This window comes from Amycolatopsis sp. NPDC051071 (assembly GCF_040682875.1).
Classification (GTDB): Bacteria; Actinomycetota; Actinomycetes; order Mycobacteriales; family Pseudonocardiaceae; genus Amycolatopsis.
The window spans coordinates 13,754-32,236 of sequence record NZ_JBFBBY010000029.1; the positions used below are offsets into that span (position 1 = coordinate 13,754).

Annotated in this window: 18 protein-coding genes; 9 read left to right on the plus strand and 9 right to left on the minus strand. The window is 67.4% G+C overall.

Annotated elements, in window-relative coordinates:
- Positions 1 to 100 precede the first annotated feature (100 nt).
- Positions 101 to 748, plus strand: coding sequence for an MFS transporter (locus tag AB0M65_RS12690; protein ID WP_364025816.1), 648 nt, complete (start codon positions 101 to 103; stop codon positions 746 to 748).
- A gap of 139 nt (positions 749 to 887) precedes the next feature.
- Positions 888 to 1,736: a hypothetical protein gene (locus AB0M65_RS12695; protein ID WP_364025819.1), complete on the plus strand. Its 849-nt coding sequence runs from the start codon at positions 888 to 890 to the stop codon at positions 1,734 to 1,736.
- Here the strand turns inward: AB0M65_RS12695 and AB0M65_RS12700 are convergent.
- Complete coding sequence (locus AB0M65_RS12700) at positions 1,665 to 3,107, minus strand: cytochrome P450 (protein WP_364025822.1); 1,443 nt, start codon at positions 3,105 to 3,107, stop codon at positions 1,665 to 1,667. The two genes, AB0M65_RS12695 and AB0M65_RS12700, sit on opposite strands and share 72 nt — an antisense overlap.
- Positions 3,108 to 3,227: 120 nt before the next feature.
- Here AB0M65_RS12700 and AB0M65_RS12705 point away from each other — a divergent pair, with 120 nt between their 5' ends.
- Positions 3,228 to 3,611: a VOC family protein gene (locus AB0M65_RS12705; RefSeq protein ID WP_364025825.1), complete on the plus strand. Its 384-nt coding sequence runs from the start codon at positions 3,228 to 3,230 to the stop codon at positions 3,609 to 3,611.
- Between the two features lie 187 nt (positions 3,612 to 3,798).
- Here the strand turns inward: AB0M65_RS12705 and AB0M65_RS12710 are convergent, their stop codons facing one another.
- The 6 genes from AB0M65_RS12710 to AB0M65_RS12735 form a co-directional block, all read right to left on the minus strand.
- On the minus strand, positions 3,799 to 4,410 hold the full coding sequence (locus AB0M65_RS12710; RefSeq protein WP_364025828.1) for an NAD(P)H-dependent oxidoreductase: 612 nt from the start codon (positions 4,408 to 4,410) through the stop codon (positions 3,799 to 3,801).
- A gap of 41 nt (positions 4,411 to 4,451) precedes the next feature.
- Positions 4,452 to 4,652, minus strand: coding sequence for a DUF2795 domain-containing protein (locus AB0M65_RS12715; RefSeq protein ID WP_364025830.1), 201 nt, complete (start codon positions 4,650 to 4,652; stop codon positions 4,452 to 4,454).
- Positions 4,653 to 4,698: 46 nt separating this feature from the next.
- Entirely contained in the window at positions 4,699 to 5,151 is a 453-nt protein-coding gene (locus AB0M65_RS12720) for an STAS domain-containing protein (RefSeq protein ID WP_364025833.1), read from the minus strand.
- A gap of 263 nt (positions 5,152 to 5,414) precedes the next feature.
- Positions 5,415 to 5,678 (minus strand): hypothetical protein, encoded by a 264-nt coding sequence (locus AB0M65_RS12725; RefSeq protein WP_364025836.1) that lies wholly within the window; start codon positions 5,676 to 5,678, stop codon positions 5,415 to 5,417.
- A gap of 103 nt (positions 5,679 to 5,781) precedes the next feature.
- Positions 5,782 to 6,873, minus strand: coding sequence for an acetate kinase (locus AB0M65_RS12730; RefSeq protein ID WP_364025839.1), 1,092 nt, complete (start codon positions 6,871 to 6,873; stop codon positions 5,782 to 5,784).
- The gene (locus tag AB0M65_RS12735; RefSeq protein WP_364025842.1) at positions 6,870 to 9,167 is read right to left on the minus strand and encodes a phosphoketolase family protein; all 2,298 of its coding nucleotides are present in this window, start codon (positions 9,165 to 9,167) and stop codon (positions 6,870 to 6,872) included. Before AB0M65_RS12735 ends, AB0M65_RS12730 begins: the two co-directional genes overlap by 4 nt.
- Positions 9,168 to 9,335: 168 nt before the next feature.
- On the opposite strand from AB0M65_RS12735, the gene AB0M65_RS12740 reads away from it, so the two are divergent.
- From AB0M65_RS12740 to AB0M65_RS12750, 3 genes are read left to right on the plus strand one after another with little or no spacing between them, the layout of a single operon-like run.
- Positions 9,336 to 10,634 (plus strand): ATP-grasp domain-containing protein, encoded by a 1,299-nt coding sequence (locus AB0M65_RS12740; RefSeq protein ID WP_364025845.1) that lies wholly within the window; start codon positions 9,336 to 9,338, stop codon positions 10,632 to 10,634.
- 2 nt (positions 10,635 to 10,636) lie between these two features.
- Entirely contained in the window at positions 10,637 to 12,661 is a 2,025-nt protein-coding gene (locus AB0M65_RS12745; protein WP_364025848.1) for a CocE/NonD family hydrolase, read from the plus strand.
- Positions 12,648 to 13,043: a phosphatase PAP2 family protein gene (locus AB0M65_RS12750; protein WP_364025851.1), complete on the plus strand. Its 396-nt coding sequence runs from the start codon at positions 12,648 to 12,650 to the stop codon at positions 13,041 to 13,043. Before AB0M65_RS12745 ends, AB0M65_RS12750 begins: the two co-directional genes overlap by 14 nt.
- Positions 13,044 to 13,072: 29 nt before the next feature.
- On the opposite strand, the gene AB0M65_RS12755 is transcribed toward AB0M65_RS12750, so the two are convergent.
- Positions 13,073 to 13,747, minus strand: coding sequence for a DUF6766 family protein (locus AB0M65_RS12755; RefSeq protein WP_364025854.1), 675 nt, complete (start codon positions 13,745 to 13,747; stop codon positions 13,073 to 13,075).
- A 97-nt stretch (positions 13,748 to 13,844) separates the two neighbouring features.
- Positions 13,845 to 14,225 carry a hypothetical protein gene (locus AB0M65_RS12760; RefSeq protein ID WP_364025856.1) on the minus strand — a complete coding sequence of 127 codons (381 nt, stop codon included), beginning with the start codon at positions 14,223 to 14,225 and terminating at the stop codon, positions 13,845 to 13,847.
- Positions 14,226 to 16,091: 1,866 nt separating this feature from the next.
- Between AB0M65_RS12760 and AB0M65_RS12765 the strand changes: the two genes are divergently transcribed.
- Genes AB0M65_RS12765 through AB0M65_RS12775 form a run of 3 tightly spaced genes read left to right on the plus strand, consistent with a single transcriptional unit; the run spans position 16,092 to position 18,433 of the window.
- On the plus strand, positions 16,092 to 17,276 hold the full coding sequence (locus AB0M65_RS12765) for a S8 family peptidase (protein WP_364025859.1): 1,185 nt from the start codon (positions 16,092 to 16,094) through the stop codon (positions 17,274 to 17,276).
- Positions 17,277 to 17,324: 48 nt separating this feature from the next.
- A complete protein-coding gene (locus AB0M65_RS12770) occupies positions 17,325 to 18,206 on the plus strand; it encodes an alkaline phosphatase family protein (RefSeq protein ID WP_364025862.1) in 882 nt (293 codons plus the stop codon).
- A 14-nt stretch (positions 18,207 to 18,220) separates the two neighbouring features.
- Entirely contained in the window at positions 18,221 to 18,433 is a 213-nt protein-coding gene (locus AB0M65_RS12775; RefSeq protein ID WP_364025865.1) for a hypothetical protein, read from the plus strand.
- Positions 18,434 to 18,483 lie beyond the last annotated feature (50 nt).

Genomic DNA, 18,483 nt, shown 5'->3' on the forward strand with positions numbered 1-18,483 from the left:
GAACCGTGGTGATCGCGTCGTTGCAACCAGGAACGGCCACTCCGACGGCTTTTCCGTGAAGTGGTTCATCCGCATCGCCCGGGCCCTATAGGTTGTGCGCATGTACGTGCCGACGCCCACGCAGGGCGACCCGCACCAGACCGCCGGACCGCCCTCGTGGCTGGTCATCGGGCCCGGGTTCGCCGCGCTCATCGGCCTGTTCCTGCTCACCGTGATCTACCGCTTCGACGGCCGCTCGGCCCTGCAGGTCGAGCTGGGGATGTCCAGCCAGTCCCTGCTGCTGAGTGGCCTCGTCGCGTACCTCGTCGCGGCCGCGATCGCCTTCCCCGCGGGTCTGCTGCTCGGCGCGCGCTTCCCGACGTCGGTGACCGTACCCGCGATCTGCTTGATGCTCCTTGGTGTGGTGCTGATCGCGTTCGTCCCCAACAGTGCCCTGCTCCTGGTCGGGCGGGTGCTCAACGGACTCGGCGCGGGTGCGGCGATCGGTGTGACGGCCGCACTTATCCGACGGCTTCGCACCGGTCGCGGCGCCGCGATCGCGGTGACGGCAGGACTCGGTGTGCTTGCTTTGGTGGCCGCACCCTTCCTCGGCGGGCTGATGTCGGACGCCCTCGGCTTCCGCGTGGTGTACGTGGTGGCCGCGCTGTTCGTGTTCGTCGCGCTCGTCGTCGCCGGAGTCCTCGGCATCGTCGCGATGGTGAAGGCGAAACCACCTGTCAGGCCGATGCCGTATCCGCCGCACGCCTGACGTCCCCGCATCGTGCAGTGCGACGGTCCTGGCCCGGCAGCTGTTCACCCGGCGCTGCGCCCGCCGCGGCTGCGCGGCAATGCGCGCCGGACACCGCGGGCCGAGCAGGGGACGGCGCTGCGGCTGACACACTGCGGGGGTGATCATCGGATACGTCCTCGCGCTGCTGGCAGCGCTGGCCTCGGGTAGTGGTTCGGTGCTGGAGTCGATCGGCGTCCGCCGCGCGGGTGCTTACGGCGGAAGCGCGCTGGACCTGGTGCTCCTGCGGCGCCAGTGGATTTACTTTCTGGGTATCGGCGTAGACCTGATCGGCTTCGCCTGTGCGGCGGCCGCGTTGCATCGATTGCCGCTGTTCCTCGTCCAGTCGGTGCTGGCGTTCAGCGTCGGCGTGACGGCCACGATTTCCGCGTTCATGGGCACCCGGCTGGCGGGGCGGGGCTGGGCCGCGCTGGGAGTCGGTGCGGTCGGCCTGATCCTGCTGGGCTTGTCCGCGCAGCCGGGTCCGGCCAAGGTGCTCCCGGCGCAGTGGCGCTGGGTTCTGCCCGCGATGGCGCTGGTCGTGGGGGCGATCGCTGGGTACTTCAGGCGATTCGACCGCCCCTGGGCCGCGCAGGTGCTCGGCTTCGCGGCGGGAGTCGGCTTCAGCATGGTCGGTGTCTCGGCGCGCACCCTGGATGTCCCGTCGTCGGGCTGGACGATGCTGGTGGAACCGGCCGTCTGGGCGATGATCCTGAACGGCTTGGCCGCGGCGGTCGCGTTCGCCCTGGCACTGCAGAAGAGTGGCGCGACGGCGGTCAACGCGATCATGTTCACCACGAATACGGCGTTGTCTTCGGTCATCGGCCTGGTCTTCCTCGACGACCGCGTCCGTGACGGCCTCACCCACTTCACCGTCGCGGGCTTGATCCTGGCCATGTCAGGTGCGATCGTCACCGCCTACTACGCCGGCCGTGTCAAGGGACCCATCCGCGCCCAAGTGGGGTCGTGAGTGGCGTTTCGGTGCCGCGTGCTGGACCTGGTATCGCAAGCCGAAGTTGTCCAGGGTCAACGGCAGTTTCCCCGGCGTCAGCGAGACTCCGGACGGCTGGATGTCGTGCTCACGGACGAGGTTGGCCAGCAACATCGAGGTCATGAACAGCACTACGTCCCGGCCGGGGCACGCGCCTGGGCCGCCACTGAAGGGAACCAGGGCCGGGTTGCCGGCCGCGCGGCCGTCGAGCCAGATCTCAGGTTCGAAGCTGTCGGCGTACGGCAGGCTTTCGGCGTCGCGATGGAAATAAGGTGTGTACACGAAGACCGTCGTGCGATCGGGTCCCCACGCCGTTTCTCCACGGGTCTCGCGGAGCAGCGCCGGCGTCGTGGGCCAGAGCCGCACGGACTCCAGCACGCTCGCACGCGTTTTCGGCAGCTGTTGCGGTGCGGACAGGTCCGCGTCACCCAGTTCCGCCCGGATCGCGGCAAGATGTCCGGGATGGGCGGCGAGCAGGGCCAATGTCCGGAACGCGACGATCCCCGCCGCGTCGAAGGCGAACAACCAGTGCGGTAGCTGGCCTGCCGGATCCAACTGTTCCGCAGCGGGAGCCGTGGCCAGCGCCGCGGCAAGGCTCCCCGGACGCCGTAGCGCGACCTGGCGCCGTGCCAACTCGAGGAAGCGCTTCCGCAGATGGCGACGGCGGGGGCCGGCGTACGCCCAGTTCCCGGCTTGCCGCAACGGTGTCAGCAGGTCGGTGAGCTCGCGGTCCTCGGCGGTGTCGCCGCCGAGCGTCACCTGCCGCACGATTCGCCACCAGCCGATGTTGAACGTATCCCAGTCGAGCGTGCCGGTTTCGAGCATCTCGCCTGCCTGCGCGGCGACAGCCCGCGCCCACGGCTCGGCCAGTTCGTGCACGGCCCGGCCGGGTTCGAGGACGGACTCGTTCAGCTCGCGGCGGGCGGTGCGCTCGGGTCCTTCGGAGATGAGCACACCGTGCGGTTGGAATTTGCCCAGTGCCGCCTTCTTCTCGCGTGTCGCCGGGCTGAACGGCGACGGCGTGCCCGCCAGTGCCGTGCCCACGGCTTCCGGCGAGAGCGCGAGATTGACCGAGCGGCCAGGGATCCGCAGGTGCAACGGCCGATCGCCGTAGCGATGCCGCAGTTCGCCGTGCAGGCGGACGGCGGACCGGTCGGTCTGCAGTTTCTGCGCCAGGGCCATGATCTGAGGCCGACGCTTGATCACACCGGTGAGCACGGTGGGCGCCAAGATCCGGGCCGCGATGCGCAGAGTGTCCTTTATGGAGGCGTCCACGGCGGACTCTGGCTGTTCGGCTGATTCCAGCGCCTCCTCCGACGGAATGGCGCGGGGCCCTTGTCGCGTTGTCATGGCCGCGGCATACCCGCTAACGGGGGCCGGGAACCCCCCGGCTGCGCACGGACTGTCCGCCGGGCGGGCTAACCCGCGTTAACCCGCACCGGGACGGCCGGACAGGGTTAACATGTCGGCATGCTCAGGCTCGGCTTCCCCGTGATCGGCGTGTCCGACCTGCCACGAGCCGTGGCGTTCTGGACCGCCGCGTTGAACCTCGTGGCCAGTGACGAGTGGGCCACCGACGACTGGCGGACCCTGGACCACGCCGACGGTTCCGGGCGCGCCTTGGCCCTGATGTCCAGCAGGTCGCCGATCGAGCCGTATCCGCGGATTCATCTCGACCTGCTCGTCGACACCGCCGCTGAGCAAGAAGCCGAAGTCGCGCGTCTCAAGGAACTCGGTGCCCAAGACGTCGGCTGGGACAGCTACCCGCCCAAACCCGACTTCGTCGTTCTCGCCGACCCGGACGGCAACCGCTTCTGCGTCGTCGACCTCAGCAACGCGCCTTCCGGCGGCTGACCGTATGTGGGGCTGCGCGTGAAGGACTCCTTCCCTCGGCTGAGCCGAGGGAACTCGACCTTCGCTCCTTCCGCAAGTACAGGAAGGCCTCCTTCCTGTACCTAGGCGCAAGGAAGGGGGCCTTCATGTACTTGGGGGAGGTGCGCACGACCTCCCCGACCTACCGGCTGCGGGCGTGCTGCGCCGGTCACGACGGTGGGTACTGCTTCGTCCTCAACAGGTTCGCGAGGTGGACGGCGTTGCGGGCCAACGTCGCGTTGGTCGACTCGACCGCTTCGGGTGTCTCGTCGAGGTCGTTGTAGTCGCCGCCCTTCATGGCTTCACCGTTCCAGTAGGTCCCGCCCTGCGCCGGCACGGTGAACCCGGTGTCGTTGAGCGCCTGGAAGAGATCCGCGGTGATCTTGTGCGCGCCGTCCTCGTTGCCGACGACAGCGGTAACGGCGACCTTGCCGAACATCGCCGGCCTGCCCTCGCTGTCCGTTTCGGACAGTTCGGCGTCGAGCCGTTCCAGAACCCGTTGCGCCACACTGGACATATGCCCGACCCAGGTCGGCGTCGAAATCAGCAGAATATCCGCCGCGGCGATCTTGCGGCGGATCTCCGGCCAGGCGTCGCCATCGCCCATGTCGGCCTCGACGCCTGGTTTGACGTCATGATCGACCACGCGTACCAGTTCGCCAGTAGTGCCGTGTTCGGCCAGTTTGTCGAGAAGCTGTTGCGCTATCAACACGCTGCTGCTCGGGGCAGGCGAGGGCTTCAGCGTGCACACCAATGCGAGGGCCTTCAACGGCTGGTTCATTTCGTCCTCGGGGTCGGGTCGGGCTTTCGGTATTCAGAGGGTTACGACGTCCGGTCCACGTGAGGCGCGGTTTCGGCGAGCAGGCGATGAACCGTCTCCGCGCGGTCATACTCGCGTTCAGGCAGTTTGCCCACATGTCCGAGTACGTCGTCGCCTGCCCCCTGAGCCGCGGCTCGGCGGAGGAGTTCGTCGCGGCCGCAGGGATACCGGACGTCGTCGAGGTAGCCACGGGCGTCGTTCATGGTGGGCTCCTTCCGTCGTTCCGGGGGTTACCCGGCGGATTCCCGGCTACACCTGCGGTGCCAAGCCATCGTCCCGTGCGGTGTCCGGCGACTCGGGAGAACGCTGTCGTGGTAGTGACACCTCGGCGGCGCTGTGCTCGGTGTGAACAGGCATGACGCGGTCGAGACGGAGTACACGGATCGGCCGCAGCACGCAGTGGTGGGTGGCGATGACCGCGCAGGGGATTCCCTGCGCGTGGGCGGCCGTGACGTTGTCGAGAAGGACCGCCAGACCCCGGCTGGAAATAAAGGTGACGCCGGAGAGATCGACGATCAGCGAGGCGGGCCGGTGGCGTACCGCGTCCGCGAGCAGGTACTGGAATCTGGTGGTGACAGTCAGATCGAGTTCGCCGGAGGCGGCGACGACGGTCGCGTCGGCGGTGGTCGTCACGGTGATACCGGCGCATCGGACGTGCTGTTCCGTCGGCCGGGAAAGCGATGAAGCGGCAATGGTGAGCATGGCGCTGGCCTCCTCGTCATAGGGAAAGCCGGGTCTGGGCCTCCCCGCGGGTGCCGGTGCGTTCGACAGCGATCCGGACCGGACACCGGTGACGGCTGCTGGTCTCAACCGCGGCGCCATGGCAGGTCGGCGACCTCGCCCAGCGCTGATGCCCGGTGCCGGGGCGACCTCGGAGCGGGCACCTCCCAATTGCCCAGCCGTCGAACTTTCTAACCAGCTTCGGGGTGCGCTGCCCCGAACGGGTGAAACAGACGGGCGCGGATTCACCGTGGTGGCTGATGGGGCGTCCGAGGTGAAGACGGCTGATGCTCGCGGTTCAACACCGCAATGGAGAAGCTCAGTGCGACGACGATGACGACGACCGGTCCCGCACCGGGACTGGTGGCCCACCAGACGGTTCCGGCCAGCACGGCGAGCCAGGCGGCTCCGATGGTCCGTTTCGCTGAGGCCGGATAAGGGCCGAGCATGCTCGCGGCCACGAAAAGCACTCCGGCCGAAGCCATCAGCAGGACGGTCCAATACAACATCCGGCCGCCTGCCAGGACGGACAGTTCGCCCGCGGCGGCGCCGGCGACGGGCCCGCCCGTCCACGAGATGCTCGTGGATCGGCGTGCGAGAGTCAGCCGCCGCTCACTCGAACGGAGTAGCCGCGGCGGCGTGGGCGAGCGAGAGTTCTTCGCGCGATCGGACGGTGAGGACGGCCGTCGCGGCGTCCTGGCCACTGATCACCGCGTCCTGCTCACGGCGGGTGTCGAGGCCGCCGGTGATGCCGAGGACGCCTAGCCCACCGGCGACCGCTTCGGCGACTTCGGGCTGGTCCCAGCCGATGTCGCCGGTGAACACCAAAGCGTCGACGCGATCGAGACTCGCGGCCATGGCCGCGAGTTCGCGACGGGTGCGGTGCTCGAACACGGCCAGCGCGAACCGGGCCGTGACGTCGCCACCTCGGGCGTCGCGGACCAGGTCACGGGTGTCTTCGGACGTCCCGGACAGGCCGAGCAGCCCGGAATGGTGGTAGAGCCCGTCTTCCAGCTCGTCGACGGTCAGATGCCCTTCGCGCAGCAACCACAGCAGCATGCCGGGGTCCACGGTGCCCGACCGTTTCGCCATCATGGTGCCTTCCAGCGGCGTGAAACCCATCGATGTGTCGACACTGCGGCCGTGGGCCACCGCCGTCACCGAGCACCCACCGGAGAGATGCGCGATCAGCAGGTTCAGCTCACCGACGTCCTGGTTCAGCAGTTCGGCCGCACGTCGCACCGCCCAGCCGAAGGACAAACCGTGGAATCCGTAGCGGCGCAGATCCCAGCGCGCCCGCCAGCGTTCGGGCAGCGGGTACGTGCGTGCCACGGCGGGAAGGTCGCGGTGGAAGGCGGTGTCCGGGCAGACGATGTGCGGGATGTCCGGCAGCCGCTCGGTCAGCTCGTCCAGCAGGGTCTCGGTGTGGGGAACGTGTTCGGGTGCCAGCGACCGGGCGTTCGCGATCCGTTTCCTTACTTCGGGCGTGACGACGGCGGGGGAGTCGAGGTCCGGGCCGCCGTGAACCAGACGATGCGCCACCGCGTCCAGCTCGCCGGCGTCATCCACAAAGGCCTTGACGTCGGCTGCGGCCTCGTCGGCCGGATGGCCGATCTCGGCGCTGTGGAGAACCTGCTCATCCTCGGTCCGGACGACGTGCAGGCGCAGGCTGCCCGAACCGGGGTTGACCGTCAGGACCTTCACCGCTCCCACCGCCAGCCGGTGATCTCTTCGGGATCCGCACCGTCGCGATAGGACAGTGCGAGCAGTTCGTCGCGACGGCGAAGGAGATCCCGTGCCAGGTCGCCGCCCGCCGACGACCAGCCGTGCGCGCGGGTGATGGCGTCGGCGGCGAGGTCGTGCCGGGTCATGAGGTTGTCGGCGAGCAGGGCGAACGGTGTCGTCGTGGTTCCCTCTTCGAGGTAGCCGTGGACGTGGAAGCGTTGCGTGGCAGGGCGGCCGTGCAGGACCTCGTGCACCGCCGAGGGGTAGCCGTGGAACGCGAAGACGACCGGAAGGCCGTCACCGAAGCACTCGGTGAAGGCATCGTCGGACATCCCGTGCGGGTGCCGGTGCGACGGGCAGAGGGTCAGCAGGTCGACCACGTTGACCACGCGTACCCGCAGCTCCGGTGCGACCTCGGCGAGCAGCCGGGTGGCGGCGAGGGTTTCGACGGTCGGGGTGGTGCCGGCACACGCCAGTACGACGTCGGCAGGCCCGGACGTGCCCGCCCACGGCCACGCCGCCACGCCCGCCCGGCAGTGCGTGTGGGCCTCCTCGGGTGAGAGCCATTGCGGCCCGCTTTGCTTCCCGGCCACGACGACGTTGATCAGGTCGGTCGAGGACAGGCAGCGGTGCATTGTCTCCAGCAGCGTGTTCGCGTCCGGCGGGAGGTAGATCCGGGCAGTGGTGGCCTTCTTGGTCAGCATCTGGTTGATGAACCCGGGACCCTGGTGGCTGTAGCCGTTGTGCTCCTGCCGCCAGCCGTCGCTGGTGAGCAGGTAGTTCAGGCTCGCCACCGGTGCACGCCAGCCGACCTCGCCGGACATCTTGAGGAATTTGGCGTACTGGTTCACCATGCTGTCCACAATGGACACGAAGGCCTCGTAACAGGGAAACAGGCCGTGCCGTCCGGTGAGCAGGTAGCCCTGGAGCCAGCCCTGGCACAGGTGCTCCGACAGCACCTCCAGCACCCGGCCGGTCGAGCCGAGATGCTCGGTGTGGCCGGGGACATCCGGTTCGAACTGCCGTCGCGTGACGTCCAGCAGCGCACCGAGCTTGTTCGATTCCAGTTCGTCGGGGCAGACGACCCGGAATGTCCGTGGCGCGCGCCGGACCAGTTCGGCCAGCCAGTCACCGAGGACTTCGGTCGCGCTCGCGTCCTCGGCGCCGGGCCGCTCGACCGCGCGGGCGAACTTTTCGACGTCGGGAAGTGGGAGATCGCGGCGCAGCTCGCCGCCATTGGCCTGCGGGACCCGCCCCAGCCGCAGTTCCGGCTCGGGTGCGACGGTGAGCAGGTCCTCGGCCGGGACGCCGTCGGCACCGAAGAGTTCCTCGGGCCGGTAGGAACGTAGCCAGCGTTCGAGTGCCGCGAGTTCGTCCGGATCGCCGGCGGCGCCGGGGAACGGGACCTGGTGGGCGTGGAAGGTGCCTGCCAGCGGTGTTCCGTCGGGTGTGGTCGCCGGGAGCCCGAGGCCCTTGGTGCTGCGCAGGATGATCATCGGCGGCCGCTCGCCGGACCGCGCGTGCGCGGAGGCCAGCGCCTCGGCGAGCGGCGTGTCCGGGTCCTCGGTATCGCGCACGTCGACCAGGAGCGGTTCCCAGCCGCAGCCGGTGAAGTAGGCGACGAGCTCGTCGTCACTCATGCCTTCGTAGATCGTCGGGGAGGAGATCTTGTACCCGTTCAGGTGCAGGATCGGCAGGACCCGGCCGTCCTCGGGTCCGGTGAACTTCGGGCTGTGCCAGGCGGCCGCGGTCGGCCCGGTCTCCGCTTCCCCGTCGCCGACGACGCACGCGACCAGCAGGCCGGGGTCGTCCAGCGTGGCACCGAACGCGGTCGCCAGCGCATAGCCGAGTTCGCCGCCTTCGTGGATCACACCCGGCACTTCCGGCGAGAGGTGGCTGGGGAAGCCACCCGGCCACGAGAACCGTTTGACCAGCTCGGCAAGGCCGTGGCCGTCGAGTGCGAGCGCCGTGTCGTACTCGGCGTGGGTGCCTTCCAGCCAGAGATTGGCGTGAATCGCGGGCGCGCCGTGGCCGGGGCCGGTGACCAGGAGAGTGCGCTGCCCGGTCTCGGCGACCAGACGGTTCAGCCCGGCGTAGACGAGTGTCAATCCCGGACAAGTACCCCAGTGGCCGAGCGGCCGCGGCTTGAGGTGCGCGGGGCGCAAGGGCTCGGTGAGCAGGAAGTTGTCTTTGAGGTGAATCATCGCCGCGGCGAGGTAGTCACACGCCCGCCGGTACCGGTGCAGGGTTCCGGGCTCGATCCGCGCTGCCAAGGCTCGCTCCTTCCGAGTCGCATTCCCGGCGGGTACCCGGGTGCGGCCGTGACTACACCAGCGCCTGTCGTGGCCAGGCGCACGTCAACGGAACAACCGTCAGCTGCGCGACCTGATCATCGGCCGCACCCGGGTTTTCGTCTTCATTCGAACGGGTAGTCATCGCGTATGGACACAGCCCCCAGGTCTTCCGAGGAGAAGAACATCTTCGTGATCGGCCTCGATGAGGGCAACGACGAGGTGCTGCGGCGCATCCCCGGTGCGGACCAGTATCGCTTCCACCCGTTGCTCTCGGTCGAGGAGCTCCAGCAAGGAGAGATCCACATCGTCGAGCTGATGGAGAAGGCGCAGTCGCATTTGGACGCCTTCGAAGGCACGATCGACGCGATCGTCAGCTATTGGGATTTCCCCTCTTCGACGATGGTGGCGATGCTGTGCGAGAAGTACGGCCTGCCCGGTGTGTCGCTCGAAGCGGTGCTGAAGTGCGAACACAAGTTCTGGAGCCGCCTCGAACAGGCGAAGGTGATCGACGAGCTGCCGGAGTTCGCCATCGTCGATCTTGACAACGACGATCCCTCGCCGCCCGCCAATGTCGACTACCCCATGTGGCTCAAGCCGGTGAAATCCTTCTCGTCGGAGCTGGCTTTCCACGTCGCCGACGAAGGCGAGTTCGAAAAGGCAGTCGCCGAGATCCGGGCGGGGGTCGGCCGGATCGGCGAGCCCTTCGACTACATCCTCGGCAAGGTCCGGCTCCCCGCCGAGGTGGCCGACGCCGGTGGGGCGGCGTGCCTCGCGGAGGGTGCGCTGAGCGGTGTGCAGGCGGCGACCGAAGGATATGTCCACAAGGGACAGGTCACCGTGTACGGCGTGCTGGATTCGCTCAACTATCCCGACACGCCGTGCTTCCAGAGACACCAATATCCGTCCCAGTTGCCCGAAGACGCGGTCCAGCGGATGAAGGAGATCTCGGTTCGCGTGATGGAGCAGATCGGCTTCGACAACGCGACCTTCAGTATCGAGTTCTTCTGCCATCCCGAATCCGGGCAGGCCTGTCTGCTGGAGATCAACCCGAGGCATTCGCAGTCGCACGCGGAGCTGTTCGAGTACGTCGACGGCGTACCGAATCACGACCTCATGGTGCGGCTGGGCCTTGGCAAGGAGCCCGGCGAGCGCAGGCAGCAGGGCGGCTACCGGATCGCGGGCAAGTGGTATCACCGCCGCTTCCGCGACGGACTGGTCACCCGCGTGCCGACCAGTGCGGAGATCGCCGACCTGGAGGCGAAGATCCCTGGCGTGAAGATCGAAGTGGTGCCGGAGGAGGGAACGCGGCTCTCGGACCTGCCCGCGCAGGACAGCTACAGCTACGAATTGGCGCACCTCTACGTCGCGGCGCAGACCGAGCGGGAGATGGAAAGCAAGTATCGCCGGTGCACCGAAGCACTGCGGTTCGAATTCGAGGAGGGATAGTCATGCGGACGGTGGCTTCGCTGCCGTACGAGATCACCGAGGACGACGACATCCGGATCCCGATGTCCGACGGCATCATGCTGTCGGCCAGGATCTGGCGGCCGGTCGCCTCGGCGGGCGAGCCGGTCCCGGCGATCCTGGAGTACATCCCGTACCGGCACCGCGACCTGACCTCTGTGCGGGACTCGGTCCACCACCCGTATCTCGCGGGGCACGGCTATGCCTGTGTCCGCGTGGACATTCGCGGCTCGGGGGAGTCGGAGGGCGTGCTCGCCGACGAATATCTGGAGCGAGAGCAGCAGGATGCCGAAGAGGTTCTCGAATGGATCGCCGCGCAGCCGTGGTGCACCGGCCGGACCGGCATGATGGGCATCTCCTGGGGTGGCTTCGCCGCACTGCAGACCGCGGCGCGTAAACCGCCGGGCCTGGCCGCGATCGCGATCTCGTCGTTCACCGACGACCGATACGCCGACGACATGCACTACATGGGCGGGTGCCTGCTTTCGGACAACGTCGCCGAAGCGTCCACGATGTTCGCCTACAGCACGCTGCCTCCCGACCCGGCACTGGCGGGGGAGCGGTGGCGGGACCTCTGGCTCGAACGGCTGGAGAACTGCACCCTCTGGATCGGCGAATGGCTGGGTCACCAGCGCCGCGACGACTACTGGCGGCACGCGTCGGTCTGCGAGAACTACAGCGACGTCCAGGTGCCCGTACTGGCCTCCAGCGGCTGGGCGGACGGCTACTCGAACGCGGTCTCCCGTCTGCTGGCCAACCTCGACGTCCCGCGCCGCGGGCTGATCGGCCCGTGGTCGCACAAGTACCCGCATCTCGGGCAGCCCGGTCCGGCCATCGGCTACCTGCAGGAACTGGTCCGCTGGTGGGATCACTGGCTGAAGGACGTCGAGAACGGCGTCATGGACGGGCCGATGCTGCAGACCTGGATGCAGGACAGCGTGCCACCCTCGACGTCCTATGAGGACCGGCCCGGCCGCTGGGTCGGCGAGCCGTACTGGCCTTCGCCGCACGTCCATCCGTCGGAGCATCGCCTTGCCCGGCATCGGATCGCACGCCCCGGCGAAGAAGTCCCGTCCGAGCGGCTGTCGGTGGAGTCGCCGCTCTCGGTCGGTCAGTTCGCCGGGAAGTGGGCCTCCTACAGCGCCCCACCCGATCTGCCCTACGACCAGCGCGAAGAGGACGGTGGATCGCTCGTCTTCGACACCGACGAACTCACCGAGCCGTGCGAGATCCTCGGCTCACCCGTGGTGGACCTGGAGGTCTCCGCGGACAAGCCGGTGGCGCAGGTCGCCGTCCGGCTGTCCGACGTCGCGCCGGACGGCCGGGCCACCCGCGTGACCTACGGGCTGCTGAACCTGACCCACCGGGACGGGCATGACGATCCGAAGCCGCTCGAACCGGGAAAGCCTTACCGGGTGCGGATCGAACTCAACGCCGTCGCGCAGGCTTTCCCCGCCGGCCATCGGATCCGGCTTTCCCTCTCGTCGTCGTACTGGCCGCTGGCCTGGCCGCCGCCGGAGCCCGCGATGGTGACCGTCCATACTGGACAGAGCACGCTCACGCTTCCGGTGCGCCCGATGGCGGAACCGGACGAAGTGCCGGCCCGGCCGTTCGGCGAACCCGAAGGAACGGAACCGTTGCCCACGACCCAGATCGAGCCAGGAGAGCAACGATGGACCGTGTCCCGTGATCTGATCGACTACGGGTCCGCACTCGAGGTCGTGAAGAACGAGGGCAAGGTCCGCTTCGACGCCATCGGCCTCGACGTCACGAGGAACGTGTTCGAGCGGTACTCGTCGGTGGCCGACGACTTCTGTTCCCCGGTGGCGGAAACCTCATGGTCGATGACCTTCGCCCGTGACGGGTGGGAGGCCAGGACCGAGACCCGGACGCGGGTGTCCTGCACGCCGGCCGAATTCGTGATCGATGCTCAATTGGACGGCTACGAGGGGGAACGCCGATGCTTCTCCCGTAACTGGCATCGGACGGTGCCCCGTGATCAGGTCTAGGAGCAGTTGCGCGACGCGCCCCGGCGACACCCGTCGCGCGGCCGGACGTGGTCTTCTCGCCGCGGGCGCGGGAATGCTGAGCGGACACCTGCTCAGTGCACTCGTGCGCCGCCCGCGTCCACCCGCCCGTGGCGTGCCTGCGCGGGCGTCGTTGCCGGAGCGGCCGACTTCGTCGTCATTCCCGTCGAAACACGCGGCTACCGCGTCCGCGTTCGCCACCGCGATCGCCCTGCGCGCTCCACGGGCGGGTGCCGCGGTGGCGCCGCTGGCCATCACCGGCTGCTACAGCCGGATGAGGACGGATGTCCATTGGCCCACCGATGTCTACGGCGGGGTCGCGCTGGGCGTCACCGTGGCGTACCTCCTGCGCCGCCGTACCTGAAACGACCGGATTCTCGGCGTGCTGCCGGATCATCCGGATTCGTCGGTGGCGTGATGCGGTGCGCCGACGGGTTTCGATTCCGGGGATCCGCGTTGGCGCAGGTACACGCTGAATACGGCCATCGAGCCGATGGCGAGGAATTCCGACTGCCAGTTCTGCAGGGTGCGGTTCCAGAAGTCAGACGACGTCAGATAGCCGAACCACGACACCGGATCGCCGAAGTCGGCGAGCTGGTCGGCGTTGTAAGTGCTCAGCCCGGCCACGGATTGGGCAAGCCAGGACAACAGGAACAGCCCCAGCATCACTAGTCCGAGTGACATCGAGAAGATCCCGGTGCGCCAGCCGCCGGTTCGCGCCCAGCGGGGGGAGTCGCTGGTCGAGTAGCGCCCGACCTGCTGATCCTCGTCGCTTTCCAAGCCCACCCTGCCTGCCGGTTTGGATTCGGGGGAACCACGCTGCAACAACCAGACGGTGGCGAAGACGTAGAGGAAGAACTGCAGGTATTCCGATTGCCAGTTCTCGGCGACATCGACGGCGAAGTCCGCGGAGGCCAGATAGTCGAACAGGCCGACGGGTTCGGTGGCGTGGCTCAGCCGCCGGTCGTTGAAGTCGGCAAGGCCGGCGAGTGCCTGCCCGGCGAGACTGAGCAGGAAGAGCAGCCCGAATCCCAGCGAAAGCGCGTTGTCGCGGAGAAAGCGTTTCACCGTCGCCCCTTTCACCGGTGCAGCAGTCCAAGCACAATGCAGTAGGCGAGGCCCGCCACGACAAAGGCCAGGTACATCGTGAACACGACGCGCGCCTTCACGGTCCACCTACCGCGCAGTCGTAAACCTGTTCGTTGCGGGGGCGGCAGCCGGTGCCGGTGATCAGCCATCCGGTGGAGAACTCGTGCAGGAAGAGCGTGTCCGAGGAGGTCTTCACCTGGGCTTCTTCACCCCATACCGAGATCGTTCCGGGAGTGCCGCGGGGGACGGCCGCCTCGGCCAAGGCGTGTTCGCAGCCTTCCCGGTTCCACGCTTCGCGGATCCGCGGCGCGAGCAACGTGCACGCCGAGCCGTAATCCGCCGAGGCCAGAGCGCCGAGGAACCGCGCTGTGGCATCCTCGACCGGGGCCCGCGTACTCGAGCCGGCGCATCCGGCGAGCACCAGGCACGCACCGACTGCCAGTACCTTGACGATCACGGACGTCGAGTACCCAGTACCGACGCTGGCTACACCTCTCTCGCAGCAGGTTCGGCATCGCCCGAAAGGGACTGATCACCGCGAACGGCCCGGACGAGGTGATCGTTGGCAAGGCTCAGTGCGAACGGTCCGTTCGCGCCTCTCGGTTCAGTCGCCGGGGTGGTCCGGCAGCCATGTTCCTTCCGACCACGGCGATGGGGCGCTACGGCAGGCCGGAGGCCTCATGATCGCCAGGGCATGATGAGGTTGGCAAAGGCCCACTGGCGAGTTCAACGATGGAAGCAGTATCGAACTGCGCACGGTCGAGTCGACCTACCGCGCCGTGCGCGAAGAGGGGCAGCGTTCGCTCGTAGCCTGGGTCGCCGGGACGGCCGATTCGATGGTCGTACTGTTCGAGCACGGGCCCGTATCCGGTACCGGTCATAGCGCTCGGAGGCCGGACCTTCCGCCAGGAACCGTCCTCGTAGGAGGCGGGCCGCGAACCAAGGACCGCGTCGTCACTGTGCTGAATGTCGCCACTATGCCGAATGGAGTGGCTCAGACTCCGGCGACCGACTGGATTCACTGCCGGTTCGCCGCAACGCTTCCATACGTCTGCCTGCTCTTGCCGTCAGCCGTGGAGGCGACACCGACCTGCACCCCGTCCTGCATCTGGGGTCCACCGGAGTCGCCCTTCCACGCGTTGCCGTTGACGCCGGTGGAACAGAGCGCCCGCCCGCCGCTGTTGTCCTTGCATACCGGTGTTCTTCACGTTCGCGGTCTTGAGCCGCTCGGACGCCGCGCCGCTCTGGCTGGTCCGTCCCCAGCCGTAGATCTGATTGGTCGAGTTCAGTGCGGGATCCTCGGTAGCGAGCGTGACGAAGTCTGGTTCGGCTTTGTCAATTTCAGCAGCGCGAGGTCCGCGCCGGGGCCGGAGCCGACGACACGGTGCCGCCGCCGATGATGAGGGGCTGTGCCTCGCTCGCGGTGGCGGCCGATCCGGCCGTGGTCACGATGCTCACGGCCACGACAGCGGCGAATAGGCGACTACACACGAGAATATCTCCGTTGCCGGATAAGGGAATATTGCTGTGCGACGAGGGAAATGAAGCAGAGCGCGCCACCGCTGGACCCCGTCATGCGGCCCAGATCATGCGGGAAGCGGCGCGCTCCGGTGGCACAGTGACGCCATTGGCGACGGTGATCACGACACGCGACCTTCGCGGTTATTATTGAGAGTTAAGAAAAACATGGCGTGATGGGTGCGTTGCCTCGATGCCGGACCGCATCCGGTGACCGTGTGGATTCCGACGCGTCAGATGATCCGAAATCCACACAGTCCCTGTTATTGAGGGGGTAAGGCAATCGTGGCGTGGTGCCTGGGCTCGCTGTGACTGACTTTGTTCGCGGGGTTGGCGGCCAGGGCGAAGGCGTGACTCGCGTGCTCAAGGACGTAACTCGCGTGCTTGAAGGCGTAACTCGCGTGCTTGAAGGCGTAACTCGCGTGCTTGAAGGCGTGACTCGCGTGCTTAAAGACGGATCTCACGGCTTTGAGCACGCGAGTTCCGTCTCTGAGCACGCGAGTGCGGTGTCGGGCCCCTGAAAAGTCCGCTCGCGCCGCCGAACCCGCCGCGCCACGTTTGCCTTGCCCCTCAATGCCTCCGGTGCCGTAACCAAAGGCCACTCACGACTTCGTGGGGCCGCCCGCTTGCTTGAGCAAGGTCCTCCACTGTGGACTGCGTCCGCTCGCGGCACGCCTCGTGGCCAGATCACGCCACCGGCGACGAGTGGTCATCATTCGCGCCCGGCGCTGGTCACACTGTCCTTCCCGACCCCGGCAAGGGGAGGAAGCCCGCAACGGAGCGGGCCGGTCGCCCAGGAGTTGACATGCGCGTAATACCTCGAATGATCACCGTGGCCGTCGTGCTGGCGGCGGGGGTCGTGGTCACCTACCCGGCGGGGACGTCCTTCGCCACGCAGATGCGGTCGCCTGACCGGGTACGGCCGTCGGGAGACCCGATCGCCGGTCAGTACATTGTGGTCCTGCGAGACCGGGACGTCTCCGACGGCGATATCGTCCGTGACCACGGTGGCAGTGTCCGGCACAGCTACGGATCCGCCCTGCACGGGTATGCCGCGGAGATGACTGCCGCACAGGCCGCCGCGGTCGCCGCGGACTCGCGCGTCGCGTATGTGGAGCAGGACGCGTGGCGCCACGGCTCGAGTTCGCAGCCCAACCCGCCGTCGTGGGGACTGGACCGCATCGACCAGCGTGCGCTGCCGCTGGACAAGAGCTACGCCTATGGCACCACCGCCGGAAACGTGACGGTGTACCTGATGGACAGTGGCTTGCGCACCGCGCATACGCAGTTCCAAGGCCGGGCCGCCATCGGCGTGGACGAGGTCGGCGACGGACGCGCCGGACAGGACTGCCTCGGCCACGGCACCCACGTCGCGGGAACGGTAGGCGGCAAGGACTACGGGGTGGCGAAGGGGGTCAAACTCGTCGCGGTGCGGGTCACCGACTGCCACGACAGGGCCTCGAAGTCCGACATCATCGCGGGCGCGGACTGGATCACCGCGCACGCGGTGAAACCGGCCGTGGTCAACATGAGCATCAACGGCTCGGTGAGCGGCAGCGAGGACACCGCGATCAAGAAGTCCATCGCCTCCGGTGTAACCTGGGTCGTTTCGTCGGGAAACGGCCACACCAACGCGTGCGGCAACTCTCCTGGCGATATCGCCGCGGCGATCGTGGTCAACAACTCCGATTCCGCCGACCGGCGGCGTTCGGACTCGAACTACGGTCCCTGCACCGACCTGTTCGCCCCTGGCACCGGCATCACCTCCGCATGGGCGACCAGCGACACGGCCACCAAGACCATCACCGGAACCTCGATGGCGGCACCCCATGTGACCGGAGCCGTGGCACTGTGGCTGGCCGCGCATCCCGACGCCTCCCCGGCCGACGTGCAGAACGCGATCATCGCCAACGCCACCACCGGGAAGATCGGCAACCCCGGCGGTGACACCCCCAATCGGCTGCTGTTCACCGGCACCGGGCGGGACTGAATCCCGCGCCGGTAAGGCACATTCCCGACCCTCAGAAGGAGATTCGTGATGCGAGCAAGGCGTGTCGCAACACTGTTCGCGGCGCCGGTACTGGCGTTGCTGGCGTTGACAGCGGTATCGGCGGGCCAGCCGGTGCGCAGCGCACAGGTCGTTCCCGCCGCGGCCTCGATCCCACAGTTCGACCATGTGGTGATCGTGATGTTCGAAAACAAGAACTACACCGACATCAAGGGCAGCTCGAAAGCGTCCTACCTCAATTCGCTGGCCTCTCAAGGGACACTTTTGGGCAAGTCGTACGGAGTCACTCATCCCAGCCAACCGAACTACGTCGGCTTGTTTTCCGGAACGACTGCGGGGGTGCACAAGGACGACTGCCTCAGCGGCCAGATCGACCGGGACAACATCGGAAACCAGCTCGTCAAGGCGGGTAAGACCTTCAAAGGCTATTCCGAAGGTCTTCCCAAGGCGGGCTCGACCACCTGCAAGAGTGGCCGGTACGCGCGCAAGCACGCGCCATGGGCCTTCTTCAAGTCGACGTCCGGCGCTGCCACCAACGTGCCGTACTCCGCTTTCCCCAGCGATTACAGCACGTTGCCGACGGTGTCGTTCGTGATCCCGGATATGTGCAACGACATGCACGATTGTTCGGTCAGCACGGGTGATTCCTGGCTGAAGAAGAACCTCGACGGCTATGCCCAGTGGGCCAAGACGCACAACAGCCTGCTCATCGCCACTTTCGACGAGGACAACTTCACGTCGGTCAACCAGATCTACACCGCGATGGTCGGCGCCCACGTAAAGGCGGGTTACAAATCCGAAACCCAGGCCAACCATTACACCGTGCTGCGCACCCTGGAGGACATGTATGGCTTGCCGCCTTTGGCCGGCGCCGCGAACAAACAGCCTATCACCGATATCTGGACGGCTTGACAAGAAGCAGGCCGATGACCATGCCGGTGGTGATCGGGTTGCCTTCGGGTGGCCCGTCGAGATCCGGCTTCGCCTGGCTCGTCGGCCGCCGCGAGGGTTCCGGAACTGAGAACGGTCCCGACAGCGCGGTGACCGGAGGGGATCTCGACCCTTTGTGTCTCTGGATCGGGCCGTCCGGCACGGATGTCCCGGCTGAGATCGAGAACGTCAGCGATACCCAGGATTGACCGAGTGGCCCGGCCGGACATCCGGCGAACTCACTGTCCGGCCGGGCCGC

Coding starts and splice junctions, on each gene's coding strand:
- AB0M65_RS12765 (WP_364025859.1), top strand. CDS start 16,092: ATGCGCGTAATACCTCGAATGATCACCGTGGCCGTCGTGCTGGCGGCG.
- AB0M65_RS12690 (WP_364025816.1), top strand. CDS start 101: ATGTACGTGCCGACGCCCACGCAGGGCGACCCGCACCAGACCGCCGGA.
- AB0M65_RS12720 (WP_364025833.1), bottom strand. CDS start 5,151: ATGCTCACCATTGCCGCTTCATCGCTTTCCCGGCCGACGGAACAGCAC.
- AB0M65_RS12715 (WP_364025830.1), bottom strand. CDS start 4,652: ATGAACGACGCCCGTGGCTACCTCGACGACGTCCGGTATCCCTGCGGC.
- AB0M65_RS12710 (WP_364025828.1), bottom strand. CDS start 4,410: ATGAACCAGCCGTTGAAGGCCCTCGCATTGGTGTGCACGCTGAAGCCC.
- AB0M65_RS12770 (WP_364025862.1), top strand. CDS start 17,325: ATGCGAGCAAGGCGTGTCGCAACACTGTTCGCGGCGCCGGTACTGGCG.
- AB0M65_RS12740 (WP_364025845.1), top strand. CDS start 9,336: ATGGACACAGCCCCCAGGTCTTCCGAGGAGAAGAACATCTTCGTGATC.
- AB0M65_RS12700 (WP_364025822.1), bottom strand. CDS start 3,107: ATGACAACGCGACAAGGGCCCCGCGCCATTCCGTCGGAGGAGGCGCTG.
- AB0M65_RS12745 (WP_364025848.1), top strand. CDS start 10,637: ATGCGGACGGTGGCTTCGCTGCCGTACGAGATCACCGAGGACGACGAC.
- AB0M65_RS12705 (WP_364025825.1), top strand. CDS start 3,228: ATGCTCAGGCTCGGCTTCCCCGTGATCGGCGTGTCCGACCTGCCACGA.
- AB0M65_RS12725 (WP_364025836.1), bottom strand. CDS start 5,678: ATGTTGTATTGGACCGTCCTGCTGATGGCTTCGGCCGGAGTGCTTTTC.
- AB0M65_RS12775 (WP_364025865.1), top strand. CDS start 18,221: ATGACCATGCCGGTGGTGATCGGGTTGCCTTCGGGTGGCCCGTCGAGA.